The organism is Jeotgalicoccus marinus DSM 19772 (genome assembly GCF_000425825.1).
GTDB classification, from domain to species: Bacteria; Bacillota; Bacilli; order Staphylococcales; family Salinicoccaceae; genus Jeotgalicoccus; species Jeotgalicoccus marinus.
On the sequence record NZ_AUEE01000004.1, the window covers coordinates 140,184 to 154,470 of the forward strand.

The 14,287-nt window shown below is 37.7% G+C and carries 19 protein-coding genes; 4 read left to right on the forward strand and 15 right to left on the reverse strand.

Going from position 1 to position 14,287, the window contains the following annotated elements:
* Window positions 1-5 precede the first annotated feature (5 nt).
* From H624_RS0102170 to H624_RS0102200, 7 genes are all read right to left on the reverse strand, one after another.
* Window positions 6-644, reverse strand: coding sequence for a hypothetical protein (locus tag H624_RS0102170; protein WP_026866118.1), 639 nt, complete (start codon window positions 642-644; stop codon window positions 6-8).
* Between the two features lie 4 nt (window positions 645-648).
* Window positions 649-1,527 carry an ATP-binding cassette domain-containing protein gene (locus tag H624_RS0102175; protein ID WP_026866119.1) on the reverse strand — a complete coding sequence of 293 codons (879 nt, stop codon included), beginning with the start codon at window positions 1,525-1,527 and terminating at the stop codon, window positions 649-651.
* Window positions 1,527-1,895, reverse strand: a complete 369-nt coding sequence (locus H624_RS0102180) for a GntR family transcriptional regulator (protein ID WP_026866120.1) — start codon at window positions 1,893-1,895, stop codon at window positions 1,527-1,529. Before H624_RS0102180 ends, H624_RS0102175 begins: the two co-directional genes overlap by 1 nt.
* 295 nt (window positions 1,896-2,190) lie before the next feature.
* Window positions 2,191-2,556, reverse strand: a complete 366-nt coding sequence (locus H624_RS0102185; protein ID WP_026866121.1) for a DUF423 domain-containing protein — start codon at window positions 2,554-2,556, stop codon at window positions 2,191-2,193.
* Between the two features lie 17 nt (window positions 2,557-2,573).
* Complete coding sequence (locus H624_RS0102190; protein WP_026866122.1) at window positions 2,574-2,846, reverse strand: hypothetical protein; 273 nt, start codon at window positions 2,844-2,846, stop codon at window positions 2,574-2,576.
* A gap of 17 nt (window positions 2,847-2,863) precedes the next feature.
* The gene (locus H624_RS0102195; RefSeq protein ID WP_026866123.1) at window positions 2,864-3,100 is read right to left on the reverse strand and encodes a hypothetical protein; all 237 of its coding nucleotides are present in this window, start codon (window positions 3,098-3,100) and stop codon (window positions 2,864-2,866) included.
* The gene (locus tag H624_RS0102200; RefSeq protein WP_035855713.1) at window positions 3,100-3,759 is read right to left on the reverse strand and encodes a uracil-DNA glycosylase; all 660 of its coding nucleotides are present in this window, start codon (window positions 3,757-3,759) and stop codon (window positions 3,100-3,102) included. Before H624_RS0102200 ends, H624_RS0102195 begins: the two co-directional genes overlap by 1 nt.
* A gap of 119 nt (window positions 3,760-3,878) precedes the next feature.
* Between H624_RS0102200 and thiD the strand changes: the two genes are divergently transcribed.
* The 4 genes from thiD (at window position 3,879) to folE2 (ending at window position 6,720) form a co-directional block, all read left to right on the forward strand.
* Window positions 3,879-4,712 carry a bifunctional hydroxymethylpyrimidine kinase/phosphomethylpyrimidine kinase gene (thiD, locus tag H624_RS0102205; RefSeq protein ID WP_026866125.1) on the forward strand — a complete coding sequence of 278 codons (834 nt, stop codon included), beginning with the start codon at window positions 3,879-3,881 and terminating at the stop codon, window positions 4,710-4,712.
* Window positions 4,713-4,781: 69 nt separating this feature from the next.
* On the forward strand, window positions 4,782-5,144 hold the full coding sequence (locus H624_RS0102210) for a DUF1806 family protein (protein WP_026866126.1): 363 nt from the start codon (window positions 4,782-4,784) through the stop codon (window positions 5,142-5,144).
* 11 nt (window positions 5,145-5,155) lie between these two features.
* Window positions 5,156-5,830, forward strand: coding sequence for a bacillithiol biosynthesis deacetylase BshB2 (gene bshB2 / locus H624_RS0102215; protein ID WP_026866127.1), 675 nt, complete (start codon window positions 5,156-5,158; stop codon window positions 5,828-5,830).
* An 11-nt stretch (window positions 5,831-5,841) separates the two neighbouring features.
* Window positions 5,842-6,720: a GTP cyclohydrolase FolE2 gene (folE2, locus tag H624_RS0102220; RefSeq protein WP_026866128.1), complete on the forward strand. Its 879-nt coding sequence runs from the start codon at window positions 5,842-5,844 to the stop codon at window positions 6,718-6,720.
* 58 nt (window positions 6,721-6,778) lie between these two features.
* On the opposite strand, the gene H624_RS0102225 is transcribed toward folE2, so the two are convergent.
* From H624_RS0102225 to H624_RS0102260, 8 genes are all read right to left on the reverse strand, one after another.
* A complete protein-coding gene (locus H624_RS0102225) occupies window positions 6,779-7,144 on the reverse strand; it encodes a cytochrome C oxidase subunit IV family protein (protein WP_026866129.1) in 366 nt (121 codons plus the stop codon).
* Window positions 7,145-7,750 (reverse strand): cytochrome aa3 quinol oxidase subunit III, encoded by a 606-nt coding sequence (qoxC, locus tag H624_RS0102230; RefSeq protein WP_166627016.1) that lies wholly within the window; start codon window positions 7,748-7,750, stop codon window positions 7,145-7,147.
* The gene (gene qoxB, locus H624_RS0102235; RefSeq protein ID WP_026866131.1) at window positions 7,743-9,689 is read right to left on the reverse strand and encodes a cytochrome aa3 quinol oxidase subunit I; all 1,947 of its coding nucleotides are present in this window, start codon (window positions 9,687-9,689) and stop codon (window positions 7,743-7,745) included. The genes qoxC and qoxB overlap by 8 nt, the downstream gene beginning before the upstream one ends.
* 18 nt (window positions 9,690-9,707) lie before the next feature.
* Window positions 9,708-10,652, reverse strand: a complete 945-nt coding sequence (gene qoxA, locus H624_RS0102240) for a cytochrome aa3 quinol oxidase subunit II (protein WP_026866132.1) — start codon at window positions 10,650-10,652, stop codon at window positions 9,708-9,710.
* A gap of 157 nt (window positions 10,653-10,809) precedes the next feature.
* Window positions 10,810-11,301 (reverse strand): tRNA adenosine(34) deaminase TadA, encoded by a 492-nt coding sequence (gene tadA, locus H624_RS0102245; RefSeq protein WP_035855716.1) that lies wholly within the window; start codon window positions 11,299-11,301, stop codon window positions 10,810-10,812.
* Window positions 11,294-11,995, reverse strand: a complete 702-nt coding sequence (locus H624_RS0102250; RefSeq protein ID WP_026866134.1) for an HAD family hydrolase — start codon at window positions 11,993-11,995, stop codon at window positions 11,294-11,296. Before H624_RS0102250 ends, tadA begins: the two co-directional genes overlap by 8 nt.
* Before the next feature lie 39 nt (window positions 11,996-12,034).
* Window positions 12,035-12,982, reverse strand: a complete 948-nt coding sequence (locus H624_RS0102255) for an NAD-dependent epimerase/dehydratase family protein (protein ID WP_026866135.1) — start codon at window positions 12,980-12,982, stop codon at window positions 12,035-12,037.
* Window positions 12,983-13,011: 29 nt separating this feature from the next.
* Window positions 13,012-14,202, reverse strand: a complete 1,191-nt coding sequence (locus tag H624_RS0102260; protein WP_026866136.1) for a glycine C-acetyltransferase — start codon at window positions 14,200-14,202, stop codon at window positions 13,012-13,014.
* Window positions 14,203-14,287: the final 85 nt, after the last annotated feature.

The following is a 14,287-nucleotide window of genomic DNA, read 5'->3' on the forward strand; positions in this document are numbered from 1 at the left end:
TCCTATTAAACTTTAATTGCCGCATTGAGTACATATGCTCTTGCTATTATTCCAAGTATAATTATTGCGAAAAGCTGTACACCCAACACCAATAGTGGATTGTCGACATTCATAGTTGTGAACTCTCCAAAAGCTTGAGAATAATAACCACCAAGTCCACCGAGGATAAAACATACAAAAATACCTAAAATAAAATTCTTAACAAATGAGTAGAACACTATCAGACCAATAAAGTAAGTTAGTAAACCTGATAAAATAGCAACAATATTTATAATAATATTTTCCGTGATTGTCCAATTTTGAATAATTTCTCCACTTAAGCTAGGAAACAAATTAAGTCCCAAGGAAAAAATATTCATCAGGATCATACTGTAAAGACTTAGAAACAATACTGTCCCTATGCTTTCCTTGAAGTATGTCTTCCTAGATTTACCATGACCAACTTGTTTTTTTAATACCATAAAAGCAAGTGTGCCAAATACAAGCATTCCTATACTGAGTGAGCTGATATGAGCTTGGTAGAATATCTCAGCTGGTTCATTCAAAAAATGAATAATTGAACCAACGACAAGTGTCATCAAGGTCATATATATCAATATCCATAATAGAAATTTATATAGAGTTTTCTTTTTTATAGTTATCATATAATCACTCCTGACCTTTATCGTCATTAGTCAGACTTATGAATAACTCCTGTAGTGCTAGACGTGAAATATCTAGATGATTATCTTCAGCGAACGCCATTTCTTCTGGACTTAAATAACCAATAACTGTATCGATTTGTAAAGCACCTAAAAACTTCACATTGATAACGTTCTTATTAGCAGTAAATTCCCTTACTTTCTCCGCCTTACCAGCGACTGTGAATCCTTTCTCTAATAAATCATCTGTCGGTTCTTGAAGTAAAATCTTGCCATTGTGCATCATGACAATCTCATCAAATAAGTGTTCCATTTCAGAGATAATGTGCGTAGATAAGATGATGATACGCGTGCCTCTACGTTTAGCTTGCAATACTTCTTCATAGAATAACTCTCTTGTTGGTGCATCCATGCCATTTGTGACCTCATCAAAGATGGTTACTTTCGATAAAGAAGCTAAGCCCATAGACGCATTCACTGCCGCTTGTTGACCTTGAGATAATTCATTGAAATTTTTATTTTCATCAATTTTGAACTTCTTCAGTAACTCATTTGCATATTCTTGATCGAAATCATCCCTAAACATCGCATGACTTTCCGGGTACTCTTTTACTTTATCCGTCTCAGATGAAGTATCTTTAACATTGTAAATAAAATTAACATGCTGCATCATTTCATCTTTTTCATATATTGTTTTCCCGTCCAAGGTAATTGAACCCTGAGTCGCTTTTCTATAGGATGCAATTAAAGAGATTAAAGAAGTTTTCCCTGCACCATTTCTTCCTAATAAGCCGTATATTTTTCCTGGAGTGAACTCTACATTGATATCACTCAAAATCTCTTCTTTCTTTATGGATAAACCCACATTCTCTATATTTAAATTCATTACTTTTCACCTCTATTATCAATTAGTTTTTGAATATCGGATTTACTTAATTCCAACTTCTTAGCTTCGTCTAACATCGGTTTTAAATAATCCTCAACAAATTCTTCTCGTCTGACGGTTAACAATTTCTCTCTCGCACCTTCTTCAACAAACATGCCTACACCCCTCTTTTTGTAGAGTATGCCTTCTTCAACTAACTGCGTTACACCCTTAGAAACTGTGATGTGATTGACTTTGAAGTAGGTCACTATCTCATTTGTAGATGGAATCTTGTCATGCACTTCTAATGTCTCGTCTATAATTTGATCCGTTAGCCAATCCTTGATTTGAGCATATATAGGTTTTTTATCGTTCAACAAACTTGTCAAATGTATCCCTCCCATCACCTTGTACTTATCCGACAGGTAAACTGGCTATATATCTATGTATATAACTATATAACCATATGTTGTATTTGTAAACACCTTTGAGAGATTTTCATATAAATAGATGGGGTAGACTGCTTGATTTGCTTCGTTTTTATTTCGAAGCTCACCTATTGCCTGCGCTCAGCTTCGTTTTGCTTTCGAAGCGGACCTAATGCCACTCCTCATCTTCCTGCAATACAACAAAAAACGCATCAAAAACCTTATACAAAGATTTTTGATGCGTATATATTTCTTTTTATAGTTTTGCGATACCGATAATTACAAGGATCCAGCTGATTAAGAACATTACGCCACCGATTGGTGTGACTGCTCCGAGTATAGACACACCTGATAAGGCGAGGACCATCAGTGAACCTGTAAAGAAGATAATTCCTGCTAACATGAACCAACCTGCTGCAGTTAAGAACTGTGCACCTGTCACTTGGATTAAAATACCAATCGCAATAAGTCCTAATGCATGGTAGAACTGATACTTAACAGCAGTTTCCCATATGTCTAAATAGTGCTGGTCGAGCTTTGCTTCTAAAGCATGTGCACCGAAGGCACCGCATGCAACGGCAATTAAAGCATTAATTGCACCGAGTATAACGAATAATTTCATCAAGAACTTCCTTTCGTTTAAATCACTTTTTTATTTTTATAGTAAATCATAAATAATGATGTCACATATATTAATAAACTAAATACCAAGAGCCAACCACTGATGAGTAGCATCTGTGCACCTGGTGTATACATCGCACCTGCAAATGCTGTGGCAAGGGCAATCCATCTTATATAATTCAACACTTTAGACCAAGGTTTCTGATACTTCTCTTGTAACTTGATTTTATAACTCTTTCCTAGAAAAGTTAAACTAAACACAAGGACACCTATAATAATAAACGCTAACATAATTTACACTTCCTACTCTAAAAATCGAAGATATCTCCACCGTGTCCGCCTGCTTTGTCTTCAGCTTGCTCATTTATAATTTGTCTACTGACAACTGGACTGGATTCAGTTCGTTCTTCAGTTGTTTCTTTAACCGCTTCGTCATCCAAAACATCCAACAGCCGCTTCATCGTATACACATGCTTTTCAATATCCTCACTATTTTTAAGCAAGGCAAGTTCATTTTCAAGCTGCGCAATTACTCTTTCGTTCATTATTTCTCGCTCCAATCGATTGGTTTCAACCCCTGACTCACTAGATAGTCATTGGTTTGACTAAAAGGTTTTGATCCAAAGAATCCTCTATATGCTGACAATGGACTCGGATGTACAGATTGGATGATGTGATGTTTAGTCGTATCGATGAGTTTAATCTTCCTCTGTGCAGGTTTGCCCCACAAGATAAAAACCACGCCCTCTAAATTGTCAGACACCGCTTCAATGACGCTATCGGTGAATACTTCCCAGCCTAAACCTCTATGTGAGTTTGCTTGACTCTCATCAACGGTGAGTACCGTGTTTAATAAAAGTACCCCTTCTCTAGCCCAGTCTTTTAAACTGCCAGAGTGACGTTTGATACCTAAATCAGCTTCTAATTCCTTGTAAATATTTCTTAAGGACGGCGGCAACTTAATACCATCGTTTACTGAAAAGGCTAAACCATGGGCTTGACCTTCCCCGTGGTAAGGATCTTGACCGAGAATAACAACTTTCACATTTTCAAAAGGTGTTAAATCAAATGCTGTATAAATTTCTTCTCTTGGTGGAAAGACATTTCCTGATTGATAACGTGAACTTAAAGTTTCTTTTAAAGTGGAAAAATCATGATTTTCATTTATCTTTTTAAATACATTGTCCCAATGTAATTTTGTCATTTCTTACTCACCTTCCATTAAAGTTTCATTATATCACCGAAGTAAGCAATGCTCTAGAATTACAAGGTAAATTATAGTAGAATGACAATATCTATATGTAGTTACTAGGAGGAAAATATATGGCTTTAGCAAAAACGTTAACAATTGCTGGTACCGATGTAAGTGGAGGTGCAGGAATTGCAGCAGATTTAAAAACTTTTCAGGAACATGAAACATACGGTTACAGTGTCTTAACAACTGTCGTTTCGATGGATCCAGGTACATGGTCACACCGTGTAAGTCCAATTCCTGTAATTGATGTTAAAAACCAACTGGAGACAGCACTATCGCTTAATCCAGACGTTATAAAAACAGGTATGCTCCCTTCTGAAGAAGTTGTTGAACTTTCAAAAGATGCCTTCCTAAATTCAAATGCTAAACATTTCGTAGTTGATCCTGTAATGGTTTGTAAAGGGGACGACGAGGTTCTGAACCCAGGATTAGTTGAATCAATGATCGAAAATCTAATTCCTAATGCTACGGTCGTTACACCTAACCTTGTAGAAGCTGGCCATTTAGCGGGTGTTAAAACACCGCGTACGCTTGAGGAAATCAAGGATGCAGCTAGATTAATTCATGAAAAAGGTGCCAATAATGTTGTCGTTAAAGGTGGTACTGGTATCGAGGGAGATAATGCAATTGATGTCTTCTATGATGGTAAAGAAATGCACTTACTAGAGTCACCAAAATTTGACTCTTCATATAACCATGGTGCAGGTTGTACTTTTGCGGCTGCAATCGCAGCAAACTTAGCAAATGGAAAATCACCATTAGAATCAGTTCAAGACGCTAAATCATTCGTTACAAGTGCCATAAAAAATGGTTGGAAGATGAATGATCATGTTGGCGTTGTGAGACATGGTGCATACAATTCAGTAGAGAAAATCGAAGTACTCGATAAGGTATTGAACTAAGTTGAGAGATAGCTTGCTATCTCTTTTCTATTCAATGACTAACTATTTAGGAGTTTGCTATTCATGGAAATGAAAAAAATTGAAAAGAAAAAAGTTCAGGAAATTTTAACGAGTTTTCAAAATACACCGGTTTATTTACACGTTGAAATTACCAGCGGTATGTACGCAAGCCACCTAGACGATAGCGTTTTTAATGCCGGAACTTTCCTACGCAATATTCAAGTCGAATATATTCAAGGTACAATCCGAGGCGGAAATCGTTCTAAAGAGCACCGTGTCGGTTTAAAATTGACTAACGGTGGTTGGATTTACGTACTCGGTCTTACACATTACATTGTGAACGAGGACGAGGCGTTTATTATGCATGGCTTTAACGGTGAAGGCAAACTTGCTGCAGCTCTAGAAATCTCAACCAAACCATTTACTAAGTAGGAGGCTGTTCCATGGATTTTGCAAATGAAAATCATGTACTTGTTGTCTTCCCCCACCCTGATGATGAAGCATTTGGTGTGAGTGGGACAATTATGAAATATATAGATGCGGGTGTTCCCGTCACTTATGCATGCCTTACATTTGGCGATATGGGTCGCATGTTAGGATATCCACCTTTCGCTACAAGAGAATCACTTCGTGCCATTAGGAAAGCTGAAGTTGAAGAATCAGCTAGAGTAATGGGGCTTAAAGACTTACGTCTCTTAGGCTTCAGAGATAAAACACTTGAATTCGAAGAAAAAGGAATTCTAAAAGAGGTCATTACTAACTTAGTAGAAGAATTATCTACAACACGTATCATTAGTTTTTACCCTGGCTATTCTGTGCACCCTGACCATGAAGCAACTGCTGATGCAGTGATTGAAGCGGTTAAAGATATGCCTATAAAGGATCGTCCAAAGTTACAGATGATTGCCTTTGATAATCGAACTTTTGATGATCTTGGTGAACCTGATATCGTTAATGATATCGATGGTTACACCGACCGTAAGATGGAAGTCATGGCTGCCCATCGTTCTCAAACAGGTAAGCTGTTAGAAGACTTAGCAGCTGATACTCAACAAGGTGACGACGCACGTAATCGATGGATGAAATACGAAAACTTTTACAGTTATGAAATAGATTAAGGAGTATCACTATGGAAGAATATGATCTAACGACACGAGAAGGTCGTTTTAAACATTTCGGCTCAGTAGACCCTATCGTTGGTTCGAAACCGAAGAAAAAAGAAGATATGGCAGACTTACAAAACTCTCGTAAAGACTTCTTATTCGAAGTCGATTCAGTAGGAATCAATAACTTAACCTACCCTGTTGTAATTGGAGATTTCCAATCCGTTGGTAATTTCGAACTGTCTACAAGCTTAAACAAAGACGAAAAAGGTATCAATATGAGCCGTCTAATTGAGTCTCTTGAAACTGTAAATGAAAATGGCGTCCCATTAAATTTCGATACAATAGAGTCTCTATTATTGCACTTAAGAGAACGCATGAATCAGAATGATGCAGGAGTAACAGTTGATGGAACTTGGTTCTTTAACAAACCTTCACCAGGTACGAACATCAATGGTATCGCTCATGCAGATGTAAAATATTCAGCTTCTCATGATGGAGAAAAATTCACACGTAAACAATTTGGAATGACTGCACAAGTTACAACACTATGCCCATGCTCAAAAGAAATTAGTGAATATGGTGCACATAACCAACGTGGTAATGTTAAGGTGCTCATCGACATTGATGATAGTGTTGAATTACCTAAAACTTATAAAGAAGACTTATTTGAAATACTAGAAATAAATGCATCTAGTCAACTATTCCCAGTGTTGAAACGTACAGATGAAAAAATGGTCACAGAACGTGCTTATGAAAACCCACGTTTTGTTGAAGACCTCATTCGTCTTGTAGCTTACGACCTAGTTGAATTACCATGGGTCAAAGGCTTTGTATTGGAATGCCGTAACGAAGAAAGTATACATCAACACGACGCATTCTCAAGACTGAAATATCAAAAATAATATATAATAAGTAATCCGCACCTCACCTATTTCAGGTCAGTGCGGATTCTTATTGTATTTAATGAGAATCATCTGCTTCTTCGGATTGCATATCATGTTGTTCGTGTGAACCGTCTCCGTGATTATGGCTAAATCCAAAGGACATAGTAAAGATAGAACCTGCAACAATAATTGCCGCCAATATGAAGGCGTGGAAGATCATATGCCACGGTGCATGAGTGGTTCCGCGCTCTGTAATATGCATGAACATAAATAACTGTATAAAGGCTTGAATGACTGCAAGTGCTAGAACTGAAATAACAATCCACATCACTGGCATATCTGATGAGAGTGCAGTCCAGGCAGCTAATATAGTCAGTAACACTGATAATACAAAACCAATTATATGATTTATAGGATATTTCTTTTTGTTATTCTCACTCATCTACAACACCATCCCTAGCATATAGACTGCAGAAAAGATGAAGATCCAAACCACATCTAAGAAGTGCCAATATAGACTTAGAACAAAGGCCTTCCTAGTTGTAACAGGCGTCAAGCCACGTTTTCTGAGTTGAATAATTAATGCTACCATCCAACCAATCCCTAGGAGTACGTGCAAACCATGTGTACCTGTTAAGGTGAAGAAGGCTGACCAATAAGCACTAGATTGTAGTGTCACACCTTCATGTACATAGTGCACGAATTCATATATTTCTAAGCCTAGGAATGATAAGCCTAGTAGTAAAGTTACTGCTAACATACTAATAAGCCCTTTTAATGACTGCTCTCTCATAAAGTGAACTGCCAAGCCACATGTGAAACTACTTGTCAGTAGTAAAAAGGTCATAATGAGGACGATGTTTGGTTGAAACATCTCCACTGTAGTCGGGGCATCAGCTGTACGTCCCATTAAGACAGCATGAGTGGCAAACAAGGTTCCAAACAATGACATCTCAGCAGCTAAAAATAGCCAGAACCCAATTATTTTATTCTGTCCTTCTTCAGTACTATATTCCATTGAGACATCAGTTCGAATATCTTCACTCATTTTCAGCCCCCCTTAACTCGCGTTCTATACTTTCTATTTCATCAACTTCAAAGTGATAGCCATCTCTATAATCAAATGATCTCATTATCATCATTACGATTGTAGCGATGAGCCCAATGACCGCTAGCGTAATCCATTCAAAGACTAGGAAGAAACTTGCAAAAAACATTATTGCCGTCATAATAAAAGGCTGTCCAGTATCATTAGGCATGTGTATTCTTGATAATTTACGCTTATCGAAAGTCGTTTCACCTTTCTTTTTCATTTCAATTAAGGCATCAGTAGAATCGACTTCTGGTAGAGTGGCAAAATTATATTTTGGTACTGGTGTTGGTGTTGCCCACTCAAGTGTTCGTCCTACACCCCACACATCTCCGTCTAACTGACGGGTACTCTTGAGGTAGCTGTAGACGATACCGTAAACAAATATTGCGAAGCCAGCACCCATAACAAAGGCACCAATTGTTGAGATGAAATTAAGGGTGAACCATTCTGGACCTGCCGTAAATAACCTTCTTGCCATTCCATCTAGCCCTAGGAAATATTGTGGGAAGAAGGTGACGTGGAAGCCAATTAAGAATAACCAGAATGCCCATTTATTTATTCTTTCATTTAACTGGTACCCAAACATCTTAGGGAACCAGAATATTAGACCTGCAAAACTTGCAAATACAGTACCTGGAATAAGTACATAGTGGAAGTGAGATACGAGGAAATACGTGTTATGGAACTGATAATCAGCAGCTGCCATTCCTAACATAACACCCGTTACACCACCAATTGTAAAACTTGGTACAAAGGCTAATGACCATAGCATAGGTGTCGTAAATAAAATCTTAGATTTATAGATTGTCGCCAACCAGTTAAAGATCTTCACACCTGTCGGTATGGCAATTGCCATTGTTGTAATAGAAAAGATTGAGTTAACAAAGGCGCCAGCACCCATTGTAAAGAAGTGGTGCACCCAAACAACAAAGCTCAGACCTGCTATACCAATAATTGCCCATACCATTGTTTTGTACCCAAATAATTGCTTTTGAGCAAAGGTCGCAATTATTTCAGAGAAAATACCAAAGGCTGGTAAAATTACGATATAAACTTCAGGGTGTCCCCACATCCAAAACAGGTTCGCCCACATCATCGGCATACCTTCACCTGTCAATGCAAAGAAGTGAGAGCCAAAAATACGATCAATCGTCATCAATGCCAATGCCACTGTTAAAATTGGAAAGGCAAAAATGATAATAAATGATGTAATTAACGTGGACCAAGTGAATATTGGCATCTGAAACATTTTCATTCCCGGTGCACGCATTCTCAATATCGTCACCATTAAATTAATTCCTGTTGCTAAAGTTCCGATACCTGATAATTGTAATCCTAATAGGTAAAAGTTAATTCCCGGACCAGGACTTAATTCTGCACCTGCTAGTGGTGCGTAATTGGTCCATCCCGCATCTGGTGAACCACCAATAACAAAAGATAAGTTAAATAGTAAAGCACCAAAGAAGGTAGACCATAAACTCACAGCATTTACATAAGGAAATGCAAAGTCACGTGCACCGATTTGTAATGGTACGATATAGTTCATTAAACCAATTAAAAACGGCATTGCAACAAAAAATATCATGATTGTTCCGTGCGTCGTAAACACTTCATTATAATGTTGTGAATTTAAAAAGTTCATATTTGGGAATGCGAGCTGAATACGCATCATTAACGCGTCAACACCCGCTCTAAAGAACATCGCTAAGGCGATGAGAATGTACATAATACCAATCTTTTTGTGGTCGACTGTAACTAACCATTCATTCCATAGCCATTTCCATTTTTTAAAGTAGGTCAAAACAAAAATGATCGTAGCTGAAACTAATACAATCGAAACCATCCCTATATAAACTAAGGGCTCTCCGGTTACAAAAAATTCATCCAATTGCATATACTTGACCTTCCTTCATCATTCTGAAATTTCATTTGGTTTAAATTCTGGTTGATTGTATAAATCTAAACCTTTTTCATACTTTTCTTCATGTCTTTCGACGGAATAATCTCTGAATTCATTCTTTCCATGATTGACCCAATCCAGATGCGTAGATGAAAATGTTTTTTTGTCAACTATACTCGGTGCTAATATCTCATCGTACTTCTCTTGAGTTAATTCAGGTTCATTTTGCTGTACGTCTGTGACCCAGCTGTCAAATTCATCATGTTTGACGGCATTCACTTCGAACGTTTGTGCAGCAAAGCCTTCACCTGTAAAGTTTGAATTTCTACCTAGGAAGGTCCCTTCTTCATCTGCTTGCAGATAAAGTACGTTTTCCATACCTGCCATCGTATACTTTTGCCCACCTAAACGAGGTATCCATAGGGATGCCATTGAATCTGCAGAAGATAATCTAAATTCTACTGCTCGGTCTGTTGGGATATTTAAATAGTTAACAGTCTCCACCCCTTCTTCAGGGTAACTAAATATCCACTTCCAGTCCGCAGATGTTGCATATACAACGAGTGGCTCTTGATCACTTGAAGATTCAGGTGGTTCCTCAAGTTGAAAGAGCAAATTAATAGTCGGTATGGATAAGGCAGTGACAATAAGAATCGGTATTGTAAACCAAACGATCTCTAGTTTCATATTGCCATGCATTTCTGGTTTATAATCTGATGGCTTTCTGCCTTTACGATTGGCTCTATACTTGATAACAAAAACAGTAAAAATAGTAAAAACAACAACAATAATACCAGCCATAAAGTATAAAGAGTAATAAATTAAATCTCGCTGACTCTCAGCAACTGGACCAGCAGGATCAAATACCTCTAAATTACTACATCCAGATAGGATTAGAGCAAACATAACCATGCTCAATATAGAACTTATTTTGTACATTCTTTTCTTTCTCTTCATTGTTCACACTCCATATGTGATTTACAAATAAATATAAGAGACTCACACGCATTATATTATCTATTTGTTTCGCCCATAAACCTATTTTGTCGAATTCTCATAGAATGTTGACTGAATCGTAATATTTCTGCCACTTTCACAAAAAAACCTCGACTGTTCATAAATCTGTCGAGGATGTTTCATCAATCTTTTGTTGTTTCTTCTTTGTTCTTAAATTTTTAAAAAAATTTCTAAGTAATGCTGCACAGTCCTCAGCCATTATTCCGCTGATGACATTTGCACGATGATTGAACCTTGGTTCATCCAATAAATGCATTAAACTATCTACAGTACCGCCTTTAGGGTCCGGCGCCCCGTAGACAACCTGAGGTACTCTAGACATAATAATGGCGCCGGAGCACATTACACAGGGCTCTAGAGTAACGTACAATGTACATTCTTCTAATCGAAATGACCCAAGAACTTTAGCCGCTTCTTGGATCACTAACAACTCAGCATGTGTCACTGGGTTTTGACTCGTTTCTCTTAGGTTATGCGCTCTCGCAATTATCTCATCATTCTTAACTACGACAGCCCCAATTGGCACCTCTTCCAAGGCTTCTGCCTTATGTGCTTCTTTTATTGCTTCAGCCATGTAGATCTCATGCATCGAGAATAAAATCTCCTTCTTGATTAAATAAGTCCTTCACACTATCAATAATCATATTGGCACCATTTAAATGGCTTTCTGAGCTCGTCCCACTTAAGACACCAATCGTATATAAGTCTTCTTCATAACCAAGCATTGTATCCGCATGATTGTCACCAATCATCACAAGCTCTTTAACTTTATACTGGTGCTTATCCAGGAAGGGTTTAATGAACCTAAGGTCAGGCTTGTGGAAATCATTATCATCTCCACAAATAATATCGAAGATGTATGGTTCGAGATTAAACTTCTCTATAAATCGAAGTGTGGAATCTCTACTATCACTTGTGACAATGACATTTTTAAAACCAAGTTTTTGACCTTTTTTAAGAGCATCTAGTGCACCGTCAATCAATACCATCTCGTCTCGAAGCATATCGAGATTTGATTCATAGAAGTCTTTTGCCCATTTCGCTCCACCATTACGGTAAGACTCAAATACTTTGTGAATATCTCGACCTGTACCTTGAGCAATAGTAGAATTCGCCTGTATTTCACCATTAACATATCCTAAATCTTCAGCGACTTCTTCTTTTATATCTTCTGCATCAAAGTCCTTAGCGAATACATCTATACATTTCTTAGCATATGGTGTCCACAACTTCTGAAAATTGAGCAAGGTCCCGTCCTTGTCATATAATATTACTCGACTCATCGTCATCCTCCATGACTAGGTAGGACCTTCTCTAGGAAGCTACCTATGTTTTTTCTTAATTGCTTCAATCATAGTGTCCGTCATTTTATCAATATCGAATTTAGCATCAAAGCCCCACTGACGCTTCGCCTCAGATGAATCGATACTATTTGGCCAACTTTCTGCAATACCTTGTCTCACTGGATCGACATCATAGCTTAATTCAAAGTCTGGGTAGTGGCGACGAATAGACTCAGCAAGTATTTCTGGATCAAAGCTTAGTTTTGAGACATTGAAAGCATTTCTATCTTCAAGCTTATCAGCATCTGCTTCCATAAGGTCAATAATTGCTTGAATCGCATCATCCATGTACATCATATCCATAAATGTACCTTTGTCGATAAACGATGTATACTTACCATTTTTTACTGCTTCAAAATAAATTTCAACAGCATAATCTGTTGTCCCACCTCCTGGCTCTCTCACATGTGAGATTAGACCAGGGAAGCGTACACCTCTAGTATCTACACCAAATTTTTCATAGTAATAGTCACATAGAAGCTCTCCAGATACCTTGTTTACACCATACATCGTCACTGGACGTTGGATTGTTGTTTGTGGTGTTTGATCTTTTGGTGTTGAAGGTCCAAATGAACCAATAGAACTTGGTGTAAAGAATTGTAAGTTTAAATTACGTGCAACTTCAAGTGCATTCACTAAGCCGCCCATGTTAATTTCCCAAGCTAGATGTGGATTTTTCTCACATGTCGCACTTAATAATGCAGCAAGATGCATTATTGTGTCCGCATTAAACTCACGTGCAATTCTTTCCATCTCTTCATAGTTTGTAACATCCAAAGTTTCAAATGGTTTACCTTCAAGCGGTGAATCTACAGGTTCTTTAATATCTGTTGCTAAGACATTGTCCTCACCGTAAATTTCTCTTAACTTAACGGTTAATTCCGTTCCAATTTGTCCTAGTGCACCAGTTAGTATAATACGTTTCATTGCCTTTTCCCCTTAAATATTGAAGATTTTCAGTTAATAATTCCGAGTTCTTTACCGACCTTAGCGTATATTTCTAAAGCTCTGTCTAGCATTTCTTTAGTATGTGCTGCAGTAGGCATATTTCTCACGCGTCCTGTCCCTTTTGGCACTGTTGGGAAGACGATTGATTTAGCATAGACGCCTTCTTCTTTTAGACGCTTAGAGAATTCTTGAGCTTTCTTCTCGTCACCAATAATACATGGTGTGATTGGTGTTTCTGAGTCTCCGATATCAAAGCCAAGATCTTTAAGTCCTGCTTTTAAGTAGTCCCCATTTTCCCAAAGTTTGTCATGTAGTTCAGTTGAAGCCATTAGCATTTTAACAGCCTCAGTGATTGCTTTAGTATCTCCTGGAGTTAAAGAAGTTGAGAATAAGAATGGGCGTGCAGCAACTTTTAAGTAGTCAATTAAGTCTTGTGACCCTGCAACATAACCACCGACAACACCAATTGCTTTAGATAATGTCCCCATCTGTAAATCAATTTCTTTTTCTAGACCAAAGTGTTTTACTGTTCCTGCACCTTTGCCCATTACACCAGAGCCATGTGCATCATCCACATAAGTAATAAGGTCAAACTCTTTAGCAATCTCTACGATTTCAGGTAATTTTGCAACGTCACCATCCATAGAAAAGACGCCATCAGTAATGTACATTACTTTTTTGTAAAGGCCTGATTCTACGGCTTCCTTAGCTTTTCTTCTTAAATCATCCATATCCGAGTGATTAACACGAATGATTTTCGCGCGTGATAAACGACACCCATCAATGATAGAAGCGTGGTTAAGCTCATCTGATAGAATTGCATCCTCTTTATTCATTACCGCTTGAATTGCTGCCATATTACAGTTAAAACCAGATTGGAAGGCTACAGCCGCTTCTGTACCTTTAAATTCTGCTAATGTGTTCTCTAGTTCTACGTGTAAATCTAACGTACCGTTAATTGTCCGTACCGCACCTGCACCAACACCGTGAGACTGAACTGCAGATATTGCTGCTTCCTTCAATTTCTCTTCTGTCGCTAAACCTAAGTAGTTGTTAGAAGATAAGTTAACCAGTGTTTGTCCACCGATTTTAATTTCTGGACCATTTGCCCCCTCTACTGTATCGATTACGTTATATAGTCCATTTTCTTTCAAATAGTTCAGGTTATCCTGTAAATACTGTTCTAATTTTTTTGACATATACGTCCCCTCCTTGACTTTTATTTTAGCATATTTAAGCGTTTACCTTTAATGAAAGCCTATTGTTTATATAATGCTAATTTTC

Bases quoted from the DNA above. Each gene is read 5' to 3' on its own strand.
- H624_RS0102190 (WP_026866122.1), bottom strand. From the start codon at position 2,846: ATGTTAGCGTTTATTATTATAGGTGTCCTTGTGTTTAGTTTAACTTTT.
- H624_RS0102225 (WP_026866129.1), bottom strand. From the start codon at position 7,144: ATGAGTGAGAATAACAAAAAGAAATATCCTATAAATCATATAATTGGT.
- bshB2 (WP_026866127.1), top strand. From the start codon at position 5,156: ATGGATTTTGCAAATGAAAATCATGTACTTGTTGTCTTCCCCCACCCT.
- H624_RS0102170 (WP_026866118.1), bottom strand. From the start codon at position 644: ATGATAACTATAAAAAAGAAAACTCTATATAAATTTCTATTATGGATA.
- H624_RS0102185 (WP_026866121.1), bottom strand. From the start codon at position 2,556: ATGAAATTATTCGTTATACTCGGTGCAATTAATGCTTTAATTGCCGTT.
- H624_RS0102195 (WP_026866123.1), bottom strand. From the start codon at position 3,100: ATGAACGAAAGAGTAATTGCGCAGCTTGAAAATGAACTTGCCTTGCTT.
- H624_RS0102250 (WP_026866134.1), bottom strand. From the start codon at position 11,995: ATGAGTCGAGTAATATTATATGACAAGGACGGGACCTTGCTCAATTTT.
- H624_RS0102255 (WP_026866135.1), bottom strand. From the start codon at position 12,982: ATGAAACGTATTATACTAACTGGTGCACTAGGACAAATTGGAACGGAA.
- qoxC (WP_166627016.1), bottom strand. From the start codon at position 7,750: ATGAGTGAAGATATTCGAACTGATGTCTCAATGGAATATAGTACTGAA.
- H624_RS0102260 (WP_026866136.1), bottom strand. From the start codon at position 14,202: ATGTCAAAAAAATTAGAACAGTATTTACAGGATAACCTGAACTATTTG.
- H624_RS0102175 (WP_026866119.1), bottom strand. From the start codon at position 1,527: ATGAATTTAAATATAGAGAATGTGGGTTTATCCATAAAGAAAGAAGAG.
- thiD (WP_026866125.1), top strand. From the start codon at position 3,879: ATGGCTTTAGCAAAAACGTTAACAATTGCTGGTACCGATGTAAGTGGA.
- H624_RS0102200 (WP_035855713.1), bottom strand. From the start codon at position 3,759: ATGACAAAATTACATTGGGACAATGTATTTAAAAAGATAAATGAAAAT.
- qoxB (WP_026866131.1), bottom strand. From the start codon at position 9,689: ATGCAATTGGATGAATTTTTTGTAACCGGAGAGCCCTTAGTTTATATA.
- folE2 (WP_026866128.1), top strand. From the start codon at position 5,842: ATGGAAGAATATGATCTAACGACACGAGAAGGTCGTTTTAAACATTTC.
- qoxA (WP_026866132.1), bottom strand. From the start codon at position 10,652: ATGAAGAGAAAGAAAAGAATGTACAAAATAAGTTCTATATTGAGCATG.
- H624_RS0102210 (WP_026866126.1), top strand. From the start codon at position 4,782: ATGAAAAAAATTGAAAAGAAAAAAGTTCAGGAAATTTTAACGAGTTTT.
- tadA (WP_035855716.1), bottom strand. From the start codon at position 11,301: ATGCATGAGATCTACATGGCTGAAGCAATAAAAGAAGCACATAAGGCA.